This window comes from Nonomuraea sp. NPDC001636 (assembly GCF_040298265.1).
In the GTDB taxonomy this organism is placed as follows: Bacteria; Actinomycetota; Actinomycetes; order Streptosporangiales; family Streptosporangiaceae; genus Nonomuraea.
Genome location: NZ_JBEOZT010000027.1, coordinates 124,746 through 138,620, shown reverse-complemented (window position 1 = coordinate 138,620; position 13,875 = coordinate 124,746). Strand labels below are relative to the sequence as shown.

Genomic DNA, 13,875 nt, shown 5'->3' with positions numbered 1-13,875 from the left:
CACCACTGTGGACAACTGTCCCCAACCTGTGGATAACTTCGCGCCATTTGTGTGGCCGTCCACGGGAGCCCCTTCTGTGGGCGTGGCGCGTCGCCGCGGCGAAAGAGCCTCCGCCGGGCGGGCCCGTCCACCATGCTTGCACCTGTCCCAGGACAGGAGGCAACCATGCGCTACTTCCTCGAAGTACCCCTCGACGACGGCGGCACCGTGCTCGTGGAGGTCAACGAGCGGCCCGGCGACGAGCCGCTTCCCGCCGGACGGGCCCGCGCGGCCGTCGAACGCATGCCGGAGGCGCTGGGCGCGGGCCTCCAGCGCGTCCAGGTCTTCGCCACCGACGTCCTGCGCCGCATGCGGTCATGCCCGGAGCCGCCGGACGTGGTGGCGGTCGAGTTCGGGATGAAGCTGACCGCCAAGGCCGGCGTGGTCATCGCCGAGTCGACGGGAGAGGCCCATCTCAAGGTCACCGCGGAATGGCGGAAACCGGAAGGCGACTGACCCGGCTTCCCGTTAGGGCGTCCTCAGGTCACGCCTTGATGGCCGTGCCCTGCGCCGAGACCAGCCGCCACCTTCCGTCGGGGCCGATGGCGTACACGTGCGTGTACCGGCTGCCGGCGCTGAACGTGCTGCCATCGGGGTTCGTGAAGTTCATCCCCGTACGCCCCACGACGATCCCGACGTCCCCGATCATCCGCACGATGGCCTCGTCGGGGAACGAGTCGATCTTCGGGAACCGCAGGCTTCCCGACTTCACCAGGTCGAGCAGGACGTCCTTGCCGGCGACCGCCCCGTCCTCGACCCCCACCAGGACGAAGTCGTCCGCCAGCAGGTCGTTCAGGCGGTCGTGGTCGTTGGCCACCAGGGCGTCGAAGAAGCTCTGGTCCAGCTCGACCAGGGTGGTGCGGTGGGTGCTCACGGGGGTCGTCCGTTCTCGTCGATATGCGGACGACGAGGGTAGACGTTGACGCCGGTGACAAGGTCAAGCCGTCGAACCGTCGAACCGTCAGGCCGCGAACCGCTTCAGCAGCAGCTCCAGCCTGCGTTCGTGCTGCTCGGCCGGCAGCCGCTTGCCGCGCATGAGCGTGACCAGGCCGTGCAGGGCGGCCCAGTAGGTCTCGGTGAGCAGGCCCAGGTCCTCCCCGTCGCCGGCGTGCGGGCGCAGCCCCTCGACCAGCTCGCCGAAGGCCGCGTGCAGGGCCGCGGGAGCCTCCGGCGTGGCGAACGGCAGGTCGACGTTCTGGCTGAAGATGACGTCGTAGAGCGCCGGACGCCGCTCGGCGAACGCCGTGTAGGCCGCGCCGACGGCCGCGAGGGCGCTGCCGGCGTCCGGCGCCGCGGTACGGGCCGCGCGCAGCTCGTCCGCGAGGATCACGCAGCCCTCCACGGCCACGGCCGCCATGATCGCGCCCTTGCCCTTGAAGTGGCTGTAGAGCACCGGCTGGCTGTACTCGATGCGCTCGGCCAGCCGCCGCGTCGTCACCGCCTCCCAGCCCTCGGCCTCGGCCAGCTCGCAGGCGGCCGTGATGATCAGCTTCTCGCGTTCCGCACGTTCGCGCTCCCGGCGCGCCTGTATCGACATGCTCCCGATCCTAGCACCGCTAGCGCTTCTGTCATCGTTCTGCTAGCGTCGTCCTCGTTCCTAGCAACGCTAGCTCTCGGAGACGGACATGCTCACCACCCTTGCCTACGGCCTCGCCATCGCCCTCAACCTGCTTGTCGTCTTCATCGGCGCGCGCTTCCTGTTCGTGCCGGTCGCCGCGGCGGCCGGTTACGGCGTCCCCGCCAAGCAGGACGGCGACCGGGCCTACCTGACCATCAAGGGGCTGCGCGACGGCACCTACGGGCTGCTCGGCCTGGCCCTGCTGGCCTTCGTCGGCGCCCAGGCCGAAGCCTGGTTCATGCTGATCGTCGCGCTGCTGCCCCTGGGCGACACCCTGATCGTGCTCCGCAACGGCGGCACCAGGGCGGTCGCCTTCGGCGTGCACTTCGCGACCGCCGTCGCCCTCCTCGTCAACGCCGCCCTGCTCTTCGCCGTGTGACCCGGCGATCCCGGAGCTACCCCGCCGCCGCCGTCCGTACGTCCCGCTCGATCTCCCGCCGGGACGTGCGCAGCGGCGAGCACCACATGACCACCGGACCGGCCAGCATCCCGGCCGAGAACACGACAAGCGTGCCGCGCATGCCGATCCCGCCGGCCAGCGCCCCCGCGAGGACCGCGCCGACCGGCGTGGCCGCCCAGGTGAGCCAGCGGGACGTGGCCGCCAGCCGCCCCTGCATCTCCTTGGGCGTCAGGAGCTGCCGCAGACTGCGCTGGGTGCTCTGGAAGACGAGCGTGACGATGATCATCAACGTCCACGAGACGCCCACCACGAGCTGCCCGGCCAGTCCCGGCCCCACCAGCCCGATCGACCCGCTGCACAACGGGTACGCGAAGGCGGCCCCGAGCAGCACGCGCGGCATGCCGTACCGGTCGGTGAGCGGCCCCGCGATCGCCCCGGCCGCCAGCCCGCCGGCCATGCTCACCCCGAACACCAGGCCGGTCGCCAGGCCCGACCAGCCGAGCTCCCGCACGACGTAGTTGACCTCCAGCGCGCTCAGCCCGGCGATGCAGAAGCTGACCGTGGCCATGTAGAGCACCAGCGGCCCGATCACACGATGGCGGACGACGTACCGCAGCCCCTCCCCGATCTGCTCGCGCAGCCGAGGGGCCCGCTCCGTCCGCTCCGGCCTGGCCTCCGGCGACCGGATCAGCGCCAGTGCGAGCGCGCCTCCCAGGTAGGACAGCGCGTCGGCGAGCACCGCCTTGGCCGGCCCGAACAGCGAGATCAGCACCCCGCCGACCGGCTGCCCCGCCATCCCCGCCACCGTGACCGTGCTGGTGAGCTTGGCGTTCCCCGCCATCAACCGCTCAGGCCCGAGCAACGTCAGCGGGTACGTCTGGTAGGCGGGCGTGAAGAACACCTCACACGTCGCGACCACCAGCGCCACGGCGTAGAGCTGCCCGAGCGTGAGCCCTCCGGCCACGGCCGCCAAGGGGACCGTCCCCATCGCACACCCGGACACCAGGAACGTGACGATCATCACCGGCCGCTTGCGCCACCGATCGCTCAGGGCGCCCGCCGGCAACGACGCGAACAACACCGGCAACCGCCGCGCCGCCGTCAGCAGCCCGAGCTCCACCGGCGAGGCGTCCAGCACGAGCCCGGCCACCAGGGGTAACGCCAGATAGGAGATCTCGTTCCCGAGCGAACTGGTGGTCTGACTGCTCCACAGGAGCACGAAATCCCGCTGCCGCCACAACGACCCCGCCCTCGACATCCGCGACATTCTGCCACCGCGGGCCCGTGGTTCCGGTGCTAGCTCGCCAACCACCCGAAGTCCGGCGCCGGGACGTCGAGAACCGCCCCTTCGCGGACGTGCCAGCATCGCGCCCGGCCGCGCTCGTCGGTGACCACGAAGACTCCCCGCGGCCGGTCTCCGTCCTCGTCGACCGGCGGCAGGGCGGCCAGTCGTTCGACCTTGGCCCGGATCTCGTGCAGCGCGCCCTCTCTGACGTCGCCCCCGTAGAACAGGTAGAGCGTCCAGTTGAAGGGTTTCGCGGGCCACGCCCAGCCGCCGGCGTAGGGATCGTCGTCCCCGATGACACGCTCGGCGTCCGGCCGCTGAGCGAACCCCAGCTCAAGCCACCCTCTGACCGAGACGAACATCCCCATACCCCCGATCCTACGAACGCCCTGCGGACCGCCCCAGCCTCATTGACCCGAATCGGGGACCTCTCCTCATCAGCACGCACACTGATCACCAGCGCGGCCTGCTAACTCTGCGGCGGCTTCCAAATGAGGATCGCCCATTTGGCACCCTCGGGCGCCTCGACCTTGACGCTACGGACAGCCACATCGTCGGGGATCATGCTGACGCGCACACCCCCAGGATCGATGGAGCACTGATGAGGGAGCTGAGACTTGCCGACGCGGACGATTATCGTCCCGCTTGCGCCGACGCAGTCCACCTCAAGGCGGAACGACGCTCCCATCTTGAGTTTCGTGGTCCAGCGGCGGGCCTGCCCCTCCTCATCGACATGATGAAGCAGCACCTTGCCTTTGGCGCTTTTCGAAAGGTCCGCGAGCGCGCGATTGACAGGGGGCGGATCGATCAAGAAGCGAGACGGCGATCCCCCTCGCTGTCCTGAAAACGAAATTGCACAACCGGCCAGGAGCGACGAGACGACGACAATGGCCGCGACGTATCTGCGCATATAACCCCTCGGTTGATCAATTCGCGACAAGGCTACGGCAGCAATACGGCCCCCACCAGCCCACGTTCGCCGGACGTCCGGCCAAGCTCGGCCGCGATGCCCCTGGAGCTCAAGTTCTGTGCGTGCAGACGGCACGCCCCGACATCACGCTTGGCCGTCTCAGGGCAGCGGGCGAAATTCGGCCTCGCTGAAATGCGGCGGTAATCCGGGCGGTAATCAGGCATCCAACGTATTGCTAACGCGGCCGGTTGCAATGCGTACGCGGTGGAATCAGCCGCCCCGCGGGGCCCTGAGCCGACCGGGTGCCGTACATCTCAATCACCGGAACGAGGGCGAAGCGATCATGGCCACCTCATATGGAGCGGCAGCGACTGTCCTGAACAGCGACAGCAGATGGATCGCCTACATCGACGCGGCCAACCTGTACTACGGGATCTGCCAGAGTGCCGGCCCCGACTACTGGCGGGTGGACGTCGTCAGAATGTGCGACCAGGTACTGAAGACGTACAACGGCAAGCTGTTCAAGGTGAAGTACTTCACCACCGCGCTGAGCGGCAAGGCCGGGGTGGATCAGAAGCAGTTCGAACAGGACACCATCAGCGTCTACGGCAAGCAGTTCCAGCCGTTCATGGGGAAGACCAAGTACGACGACAAGACCGGCAGCTTCAAGGAGAAGCAGGTCGACGTGCGGCTCGCGGCTCACTTGGTCGGCGACCTGTGCACCAAGGCGTGCGAGGCGGCGCTGGTGGTGAGCTCTGACTCCGACCTGGCCGCGGCGATCGGTGAGGCCAGGTACTACGCGCCGGGCAGGACCATCGTGGCGGCTCATCCCGACGGCGTGCCTTCCGGCGCCTACACCGGTCTCGTCGACGAGGCCATCCCGATCGACGCCGGCATGTACAGGAACGCCGCACGCCTGGACGTGACCCTCTCGAAGCACCGCAAATAGAAGGCACGCCGTTCCGCCCGAGACGAGTAGGTCCGCAACCGGGTCAGTCGTCGTAGGGCGATCGTGGATGGGGTGATGGGCCGATCGGCGGATCGTCCGACCCGCCACCATTCGACCTCACCCGAAATCCCCACGCCAAGCGCCGCCGGACCCCCAGCGCTCGTGGCGGCACATTGATGGCAAACACTCAAAAGGCCGTCTCCCGAACTCCGGGAAACGGCCTTTGCATTGAGAAGAACTGTGGGGCTACCAGGACTTGAACCTGGGACCTCTTCCTTATCAGGGAAGCGCTCTAACCGTCTGAGCTATAGCCCCGCACACCGAACGGTATCGCATTCGCCTCTTGGAGGCGAACCAGTTGTTCGGACGAGAAAAGCTTACCGTGTCCGACGGGCTGCTCGTGCCGTACCAGCCACCCCGGTACGGCACGAGCTCCCGCCCGAACCTGCTATTCGGCCTCGCTGAACGTCACCTCAACGCCCCCGACCAGGTCGGAGGCGATGTTGTAGATGACCGCGCCCAGCGTGGACAGAGCGGTGATCAGCACCACGTTCACGGCGCCGATCAGCGCGGTGTACCCGAGGATGCGCACCGGCTCGAACCACGAGGCGATGTTGATCGGGATCGAGCTCTGTCCCTGCTCACCCTTGCCGAGCTGGTTGACCAGGTCGACGAGTGAGTCGAACACCCCCAGAGCCGACAGCACGCCGTAAAGGACGGCCACTGCCACGAAGAGCACCACGAAGCAGACCAGGGACACCACGAAGCTGAACTTCATGGCCGACCACGGCTCGACGCGGCGCAACACCAGGTGTGCCTTGCGGGGCAGCCTGGACCCCGAGTTGTTCGACGACTTCTTCTTGGGCATCTCGACGGGCGGAGGTGCCTCGCTGGTGAGCGACGGACGGAGGCGCACCGTCTCGTTGCCCTCCGCCTGCGGCTCGTCCTTGGAGCGGGGCTGAGCGGCGGCGCCCTTCGCGGGCGTCCTGTCCTGCTCGCCGTCGACCGCATTGAAGATTTCCGGCTCAGTGGACTTCTTCGGCTGCTGTCCGTTACCCGACGCCGCCTGGGCTCTGGCGGTGCCACCCTGGGCGCTCATGATTTACTCTCCTCCCCCGTCTTCCTCATTCTCCACCGGAGTCTCCATCGACTCCGCGTTCCGGGCGAGGGCAACCACGCTGTCGCCTTCGGCGAGGTTCATCAATCGCACTCCCATGGTCTGGCGGCCGGACTGCTTGATCTCGCCGGCACTCGTCCGGATCACCCCGCCGGCGGACGTGATCGCGAAGACCTCGTCCTCTGGGTTGACCATGACGGCTCCGACCAGCTTGCCACGGGAACTCACGATTTTCGCAGTCAGCACGCCCCTACCGCCACGTCCTTGAACTGGATACTGCTCCACTGGCGTCCGCTTTGCGTACCCAGCCTTCGTGGCGATAAGCACATCTTGACCGTCGGCGATCCGATTCATGGCGAGAAGTTCGTCTCCTTCGAGGAACCTCATGCCGATGACACCGCTGGTCGCGCGGCCCATGGGCCGCAGCGCCTCGTCGGAGGCGGTGAACCTGATCGACTGCGCGCCCTTGGAGACGAGCAGCAGATCGTCGGTCTCGGAGACCAGGCGGGCGCCGATGACCTCGTCGTCCTCGCGCAGGTTGATCGCGATCAGACCGCCCGACCTGGGGGAGTCGTACTCGGACAGGCGCGTCTTCTTGACCAGGCCGCTGCGCGTGGCGAGCACCAGGTAGGGGGCGACGTCGTAGTCGCGGAGGTCGAGAACTTCCATGACTGTTTCGTCGGGCTGCATGGCCAAAAGGTTCGCGAGATGCATGCCACGGGCGTCACGCCCGGCATCAGGCAGCTCGTACGCCTTGACCCGGTACACCCGGCCCTTGTTCGTGAAGAACAGCAGCCAGTGGTGCGTCGTGGTGACGAAGAAGTGGTCGACGATGTCGTCCTGGCGCAGCTGGGCGCCGCGGACGCCCTTGCCGCCCCGCTTCTGCGCCCGGTAGAGGTCGGTACGGGTGCGCTTGGCATAACCGCCGCGGGTGATCGTGACGACGATCTCCTCCTCGGCGATGAGGTCCTCGATCGACATGTCGCCGTCGTAGGCGATGATCTCGGTCTTGCGCTCGTCGCCGAAGCGGTTGACGACCTCGGCCAGCTCGTCGCCGATGATCTCGCGCTGGCGGGCCTCGCTGGCCAGGATCGAGTTGTACTCGGCGATCTGGGTCATCAGGGCGTCGTACTCGTCCTGGATGGCCTGCCGCTCCAGAGCGGCCAGCTTGCGCAGCTGCATGTCCAGGATGGCCTGCGCCTGGACCTCGTCGATCTCCAGGAGCCCCATGAGGCCCTGCTGGGCGTGCGAGGCCGACTCCGAGGCCCGGATGAGGGCGATGACGTCGTCGAGCCGCTCAAGGGCCCTCAGCAGCCCGCGCAGGATGTGCGCGCGCTCCTCGGCCTTGCGCAGCAGGTAACGCGTCCGGCGGACGATGACCTCGACCTGGTGGGCCACGTAGTGGCGGATGAACTGGTCGAGCCGCAGCGTGCGCGGCACGCCGTCGACCAGCGCCAGCATGTTGGCGCCGAAGGTGTCCTGGAGCTGGGTGTGCTTGTACAGGTTGTTGAGCACGACCTTGGCGACCGCGTCGCGCTTGAGCACGATCACCAGGCGCTGCCCGACCCGCGAGGAGCTCTCGTCGCGTACGTCGGCGATGCCCGTGAGCTTGCCCTCGCGCACCAGCTCGGCGATCTTCAGCGCCAGGTTGTCCGGGTTGACCTGGTACGGCAGCTCGGTGACGACGAGCGCCTGCCGGCCCTTGTCCTCCTCGACCTCGACGACCGCGCGCATGGTGATCGAGCCGCGCCCGGTGCGGTACGCGTCCTCGATGCCCCGGCGCCCGACGATCAGCGCCTTGGTCGGGAAGTCGGGCCCCTTGACCAGCCTGATCGAGGCTTCCAGCAGCTCCTCGTCGTCGGCCTCGGGGTTCTCCAGGTACCACCTGACGGCGGCCGAGACCTCGCGCAGGTTGTGCGGCGGGATGTTGGTGGCCATGCCGACCGCGATGCCGCCCGAGCCGTTGACCAGCAGCTGCGGGAACCGCGCCGGCAGGACGTCGGGCTCCTGCGACTTGCCGTCGTAGTTCGGGCGGAAGTCGACGGTGTCCTTGTCGATGTCGCGCAGCATCTCCATGGCGATGGGCGCGAGCTTGCACTCGGTGTACCGCATCGCGGCCGCCGGGTCGTTGCCCGGCGAGCCGAAGTTGCCCTGCCCGTCGACCAGGGGATAGCGCAGCGACCACGGCTGGGCCAGGCGGACCAGCGCGTCGTAGATCGAGGTGTCGCCGTGGGGGTGGTAGGTGCCCATCACGTCGCCGACGACGCGGGCGCACTTGAAGTAGCCGCGGTCGGGACGGTAGCCACCGTCGTACATCGCGTAGAGCACCCGTCGGTGCACCGGCTTGAGACCGTCGCGCACGTCAGGCAGCGCCCTGGACACGATGACGGACATCGCGTAGTCCATGTAGCTGCGCTGCATCTCCGACTGGATGTCCACCGGCTCGATGCGCTCAGCCGGGGGAGTGGTGTTCACGTCCGTCACAGGTTCAGGTCCTTCTTAAACGTCGAGGAAGCGAACGTCGCGCGCGTTGCGGATGATGAAGTCGCGCCGCGCCTCGACGTCCTCGCCCATGAGCACGCTGAACAGGTCGTCGGCCTGGGCCGCGTCGTCGAGCGTGACCAGGCGCAGCAGTCGCGTCGCCGGGTTCATGGTGGTCTCCCAGAGCTGGCCGGCGTTCATCTCGCCGAGGCCCTTGAAGCGCTGGACGTTGTCCCGCGGGCGCGGGTCTGCCTTGCCCTGCGCGATGCCGTCGTTGATGACCGCGTCGCGCTCGGCGTCGGAGTAGGCGTAGGAGGCGTCCTCGCCCTTCCGGTCCCACTTGATCTTGTAGAGCGGCGGGCACGACAGGTAGACGTGCCCGGCCTCGATCAGCGGCCGCATGAACCTGAACAGCAGCGTCAGCAGCAGGGTGTTGATGTGCTGGCCGTCGACGTCGGCGTCGGCCATCAGGATCACCTTGTGGTAACGCAGCTTGGCGATGTCGAACTCGTCGTGCACGCCGGTGCCCAGGGCGGTGATGAGCGCCTGGACCTCGTTGTTCTTCAGGACCTTGTCGATCCGCGCCTTCTCGACGTTGAGGATCTTGCCGCGGATGGGCAGGATCGCCTGGAAGCGCGAGTCGCGGCCGCCCTTGGCCGAGCCGCCGGCCGAGTCGCCCTCGACGATGAACAGCTCGCACTTCTCCGGGTCGTTCCACTGGCAGTCGGCCAGCTTGCCGGGAAGGCCGCTGCCGGACTCCAGGAGCGACTTGCGCCGGGTCAGGTCGCGGGCCTGGCGGGCCGCTATGCGGGCGCGGCTGGCCTGCAGCGACTTGTTGATGATGTCCTTGGCCTCGCCGGGGTTGCGCTCGAACCAGTCGCGCAGGTGGTCGTTGCAGGCCTTCTGCACGAACGACTTGGCCTCGGTGTTGCCCAGCTTGGTCTTGGTCTGGCCCTCGAACTGCGGGTCGGACAGCTTGACCGAGATGATCGCGGTCAGGCCCTCGCGGACGTCCTCGCCGGAGAGGTTGTCGTCCTTGCCCTCCTTGAGGAACTTCTGCTCGCGCGCGTAGCGGTTGACGATGGTCGTCAGCGCCGCGCGGAAGCCCTCCTCGTGGGTGCCGCCCTCAGCCGTGTTGATCATGTTGGCGAACGTGTAGACCGACTCCGAGTAGGAGTTGTTCCACTGCATGGCGATGTCGACCGCGATGCCGTCGCCCTCCTCCTCGAAGGAGACGATCGACGCGTGCGCCGGCTCCTTCTTGGCGTTGAGGTGCTTGACGAAGTCGGCCAGGCCGCCCTCGTAGTGGTATTCGACCGTGTGGGGCTCGCCGTTGACGTGGTCGGGCCGCTCGTCGGTGAACGTGATCGTCAGGCCCTTGTTGAGGAAGGCCGTCTCCTGGAACCGGCGCGAGAGCGTCTCGTAGTTCCAGGTGGTGGTCTCGAAGACGTCGGGATCGGGCCAGAACGTGATCGTCGTGCCGGTCTCGTCGGTCTCCTCGCCCTGGGCCAGCGGCGCGGTGGGCTTGGAGTGCTCGTAGCGCTGCCGCCAGTAGCGGCCGTTCTGCTTGACCTCGACGTCCATGGCGGTGGACAGCGCGTTGACGACGGCCGAGCCGACGCCGTGCAGGCCGCCGGAGACCGCGTAGGACTGGCTGTCGAACTTGCCGCCCGCGTGGAGCGTGGTCAGCACGACCTCGACGGCCGAGCGCTTCTCCACGGGGTGGATGCCCGTGGGGATGCCGCGGCCGTTGTCGACGACGCGCACGCCGCCGTCGGCCAGCAGCGTGATGTCGATCCTGGTGGCGAAACCGGCCAGCGCCTCGTCCACCGAGTTGTCCACGATCTCGTAGACGAGGTGGTGCAGGCCGCGCTCACCGGTGGAGCCGATATACATACCCGGGCGTTTGCGAACCGCCTCAAGTCCTTCGAGTACGGTGATTGAGCTAGCGTCGTAGGACAACTGCGAAATCCTCCTGCCGCGGACACGCGGCGGGGGAGGCCGTCAACTTCATGCTGCCCCTACCGTGCCCGTCACCGTCGTGAGTGCCCCGATGCGCGGTCACCCGGGGGAGTCGGCTTGCTGCCGGGGTGACACGCAAGCGGACGTGTCCGGAATCCTTTTTCATTCTACCGCTTCCCGGAGCCCGTGGTGGCAATACACGCGCCTGTGATGCGCCCTAGCTCGATTTGCCCCCCACTCAAGCATCCCCCCTTCGGAAAGGGGGCTTATCGCGTCTGCGGCTGTCTGATCGCCCCCGGCGCCTAACCATAGGTGTCGCCGGGCCCCCTGCTTCCGGTCACCCGCAAACCCCCCGTGGGCCGGGGCGCGTTCTGCGGCCCCCTGACCTTGACCTTTGTCACGGAACCGTCACCCAGCTCCTCGTTGAGCCTGCGGATGAGGGTGCGCGCGAGCAGCCTGACCTGCGTCGCCCAGGCTGTGGAATCGGCCGCGATGAGCACCTCGCCCTCGTCGAAGGACTCCGGCCGGGTGTGGGCGGCCAGGTCGGGGCCGACGATCTCCTTCCACCGGCCGAACACCGCGCCGACGGCCGCCGAGCGCTCCCAGCCGCGGTCGGCCAGCAGGTCGGCGATGGCCCGGCCGAAGAGCTGGGGATCGCCGGCCTCCCTGCGCGGGCCGGCCTTGCGCCTGGGCTCGCGGCGCGGGAGCTGGCCACGCTTGGCCGCGTCGGCCTTCGCCTGCGCGAGCTTCTCCCTCGCCATGGCGGCCCCCCTGGCCGCCGCGTTGTGCTGCTCATCGGACACGGGTCACGCTCCCCTCAGCGACGTCGAAACGGGCCCCCGCCAGCTCCTTCGGCACGTCGTCGGGCACGGCGGCGGTGATCAGCACCTGTTCGGCCGGCGCGACGATCTCGGCCAGCCTGCGCCGGCGCTGGCTGTCGAGCTCGGCGAACACGTCGTCGAGGATCAGCACCGGGTCGCCGCCGTCGGCCCGCAGCAGGTCGTAGGCGGCCAGCCGCAGCGCCAGCGCGAACGACCACGACTCGCCGTGACTGGCGTAGCCGCGGGCGGGCAGGTCGCCGAGGCCCAGGATCAGGTCGTCGCGGTGTGGGCCGACCAGGGTGACGCCCCGTTCCAGCTCGGCCTGGCGGACCTCCGACAGCCGGTCGCGGAGCTGCTGTTCAAGGGTTTTCCCCAAGTCTGTGGATAACGTCTGCGCATCGGGAGATCCCCGCTCACCGGCGACTTCGTCCTCCGCGCCGTCCCCACCTGTGGACAACGTGCTGCGGTAGGCCAGCGTCGCGGGGGCGCTCGTGGGGGCCAGCGCGGCGTAGGCCCCGGCCACCAGCGGGCGCAGCGCGTCGATGAGCTCCAGCCGGGCCCGCAACAGCTCCGCGCCGTGCCTGGCGAGGTGGGCGTCCCACACCTCCAGCGTGCTCAGGACGTCGCCGGCGCCCGCGGCGGAGAACGCGGTGTCGCTCTCGGCCCGCCGGGCGCTCCTGCTGCCTCTGCGGGCCTGCGCGGCCGTGCGCAGCAGGGCGCCGCGCTGCTTCAGCACCCGGTCGTAGTCGGCCCGGACCCCGGCGAACCTCGGGGCCCTGGCCACCAGCAGGTCGTCGAGGAACCGGCGGCGCTCCGACGGGTCGCCCTTGGACAGCGCCAGGTCCTCCGGCGCGAACAGCACCGTGCGCAGGAGCCCGATGACGTCGCGCGGCCTGGACACGGGGGAGCGGTTGAGCCGCGCCCGGTTGGCCTTGCCCGGGTTGATCTCCAGCTCCACCAGCGCCCGCCGGTCGTCCCTGTGGACGGCGCAGCGCACGATGGCCCGCGCGGCCCCCTGCCGCACCAGCGGCGCGTCGTTGGCCACGCGGTGGCTGGAGTGCGTCGCGACATAGCCGAGGGCCTCGACCAGGTTGGTCTTGCCCTGGCCGTTGGGCCCGACGAGAGCCGTGACGCCCGGTTCCAGACCGAGCTCCACGGACGCGTAGGACCTGAAGTCGGTCAGCGAGAGGTGGGCGACATGCACCCCACGAAGGTTAGTCCGCCGCGGGGGCCGCCCGTGTCACCGGCGTGCCGTCCTGTGGAAAACCTCGGGCTTCCCCGGACGGCCTGTGGACCACCCGGCAGGACCAGCCGGCCGGGTTACTCGGCTTCGCGCGGCGGGGCCACGTCGGCGCCGGGCGAGTCGGCGCCCTTGCCGGTGCTGCCCTCGGTCGAGGTGATCGCGTGGCCGCCGAACTGGTTGCGCAGCGCGGCGACGACCTTCATCGCGGGGGAGTCGTCCTGACGCGAGGCGAACCGCGCGTAGAGGGCGGCGGTGATCACCGGCAGCGGCACGGCGTGGTCGACGGCCGCCTGGACCGTCCAGCGGCCCTCGCCGGAGTCCTGGGCGTAGCCGCGGAGCTGGTCGAGGTGCTCGTCGTCGTCGAGCGCCCGCACCATCAGGTCGAGCAGCCAGGAGCGGATGACGGTGCCGGTGCGCCAGCTGCTGAAGGAGCCCCTGACGTCCTTGACGACGTCGGACGCCTCCAGAAGCTCCCAGCCCTCCGCGAACGCCTGCATCATGCCGTACTCGATGCCGTTGTGGACCATCTTCGCGAAGTGGCCGGCACCGACGTCACCGGCGTGGACGAAGCCGTCCTCGCCCTCGGGCTTGAGCGTCTCGAAGATCGGCATGAGCCGGTCGACGTCGGCCTGCTCGCCGCCGCACATGAGGGCGTAGCCGTTCTGGAGCCCCCACACGCCGCCGCTCACGCCGCAGTCGACGAAGCCGATGCCCTTCTCGCGCAGCTCGGCGGCGTGCTTCTGGTCGTCCACATAGTGTGAATTGCCGCCGTCGACGACGATGTCGCCCTCGTCGAGCAGCTCGCCGAGCTCGTCGATCGTCTGCTGGGTGGGCTTGCCCGCGGGAACCATGACCCAGACCGCGCGCGGCGCGGACAGCCGCTCGACCAGCTCCTTCAGGCTGGCCACGTCGCTGATGCCGGGGTCGCGGTCGTAACCGACCACCTCCTGGCCGCCGCGGCGAAGCCGCTCGGCCATGTTGCCGCCCATCTTGCCCAGTCCCACCATGCCGATCTGCATGACGCTCCTCTACCCCCTTGTCAGGCTTCCA

Annotated in this window: 14 protein-coding genes and 1 tRNA gene; 3 read left to right on the top strand and 12 right to left on the bottom strand. The window is 68.7% G+C overall.

Translation table 11 applies throughout. The annotated features are described in order from the left end of the window. Positions 1 to 165: 165 nt before the first annotated feature. A complete protein-coding gene (locus ABT158_RS38900; RefSeq protein WP_352362330.1) occupies positions 166 to 495 on the top strand; it encodes a CU044_2847 family protein in 330 nt (109 codons plus the stop codon). A 28-nt stretch (positions 496 to 523) separates the two neighbouring features. On the opposite strand, the gene ABT158_RS38895 is transcribed toward ABT158_RS38900, so the two are convergent. Together ABT158_RS38895 and ABT158_RS38890 are read right to left on the bottom strand one after the other, a co-directional pair. Then, positions 524 to 913 carry a YybH family protein gene (locus tag ABT158_RS38895; protein ID WP_352362329.1) on the bottom strand — a complete coding sequence of 130 codons (390 nt, stop codon included), beginning with the start codon at positions 911 to 913 and terminating at the stop codon, positions 524 to 526. Between the two features lie 87 nt (positions 914 to 1,000). Beyond that, positions 1,001 to 1,576: a TetR/AcrR family transcriptional regulator gene (locus ABT158_RS38890; protein WP_352362327.1), complete on the bottom strand. Its 576-nt coding sequence runs from the start codon at positions 1,574 to 1,576 to the stop codon at positions 1,001 to 1,003. 88 nt (positions 1,577 to 1,664) lie between these two features. On the opposite strand from ABT158_RS38890, the gene ABT158_RS38885 reads away from it, so the two are divergent. After that, a complete protein-coding gene (locus tag ABT158_RS38885) occupies positions 1,665 to 2,036 on the top strand; it encodes a DUF4267 domain-containing protein (RefSeq protein WP_352362325.1) in 372 nt (123 codons plus the stop codon). Positions 2,037 to 2,052: 16 nt separating this feature from the next. On the opposite strand, the gene ABT158_RS38880 is transcribed toward ABT158_RS38885, so the two are convergent. The 3 genes from ABT158_RS38880 to ABT158_RS38870 form a co-directional block, all read right to left on the bottom strand. Then, positions 2,053 to 3,315, bottom strand: a complete 1,263-nt coding sequence (locus ABT158_RS38880) for an MFS transporter (protein ID WP_352362323.1) — start codon at positions 3,313 to 3,315, stop codon at positions 2,053 to 2,055. Between the two features lie 38 nt (positions 3,316 to 3,353). After that, complete coding sequence (locus tag ABT158_RS38875; protein WP_352362321.1) at positions 3,354 to 3,710, bottom strand: hypothetical protein; 357 nt, start codon at positions 3,708 to 3,710, stop codon at positions 3,354 to 3,356. Positions 3,711 to 3,811: 101 nt separating this feature from the next. Beyond that, entirely contained in the window at positions 3,812 to 4,252 is a 441-nt protein-coding gene (locus ABT158_RS38870) for a hypothetical protein (RefSeq protein WP_352362319.1), read from the bottom strand. Positions 4,253 to 4,595: 343 nt separating this feature from the next. Between ABT158_RS38870 and ABT158_RS38865 the strand changes: the two genes are divergently transcribed. After that, positions 4,596 to 5,201, top strand: coding sequence for an NYN domain-containing protein (locus ABT158_RS38865; RefSeq protein ID WP_352362317.1), 606 nt, complete (start codon positions 4,596 to 4,598; stop codon positions 5,199 to 5,201). Between the two features lie 241 nt (positions 5,202 to 5,442). Here ABT158_RS38865 and ABT158_RS38860 read toward each other — a convergent pair. The 7 genes from ABT158_RS38860 to gnd all read right to left on the bottom strand — a co-directional run bounded on the left by ABT158_RS38860 (position 5,443) and on the right by gnd (position 13,844). Further along, positions 5,443 to 5,516, bottom strand: a tRNA-Ile gene (locus ABT158_RS38860). A 133-nt stretch (positions 5,517 to 5,649) separates the two neighbouring features. Next, positions 5,650 to 6,300: a DUF3566 domain-containing protein gene (locus tag ABT158_RS38855; protein WP_352362315.1), complete on the bottom strand. Its 651-nt coding sequence runs from the start codon at positions 6,298 to 6,300 to the stop codon at positions 5,650 to 5,652. A 3-nt stretch (positions 6,301 to 6,303) separates the two neighbouring features. Further along, positions 6,304 to 8,802: a DNA gyrase subunit A gene (gene gyrA, locus ABT158_RS38850; protein WP_352362313.1), complete on the bottom strand. Its 2,499-nt coding sequence runs from the start codon at positions 8,800 to 8,802 to the stop codon at positions 6,304 to 6,306. A gap of 15 nt (positions 8,803 to 8,817) precedes the next feature. Then, complete coding sequence (gene gyrB / locus ABT158_RS38845; RefSeq protein ID WP_352362311.1) at positions 8,818 to 10,761, bottom strand: DNA topoisomerase (ATP-hydrolyzing) subunit B; 1,944 nt, start codon at positions 10,759 to 10,761, stop codon at positions 8,818 to 8,820. Positions 10,762 to 11,063: 302 nt separating this feature from the next. After that, positions 11,064 to 11,564: a DciA family protein gene (locus ABT158_RS38840; protein ID WP_352324557.1), complete on the bottom strand. Its 501-nt coding sequence runs from the start codon at positions 11,562 to 11,564 to the stop codon at positions 11,064 to 11,066. After that, positions 11,554 to 12,786 carry a DNA replication/repair protein RecF gene (recF, locus tag ABT158_RS38835; protein WP_352362309.1) on the bottom strand — a complete coding sequence of 411 codons (1,233 nt, stop codon included), beginning with the start codon at positions 12,784 to 12,786 and terminating at the stop codon, positions 11,554 to 11,556. The genes ABT158_RS38840 and recF overlap by 11 nt, the downstream gene beginning before the upstream one ends. Positions 12,787 to 12,902: 116 nt before the next feature. Further along, complete coding sequence (gnd, locus tag ABT158_RS38830; RefSeq protein ID WP_352362307.1) at positions 12,903 to 13,844, bottom strand: phosphogluconate dehydrogenase (NAD(+)-dependent, decarboxylating); 942 nt, start codon at positions 13,842 to 13,844, stop codon at positions 12,903 to 12,905. Positions 13,845 to 13,875: the final 31 nt, after the last annotated feature.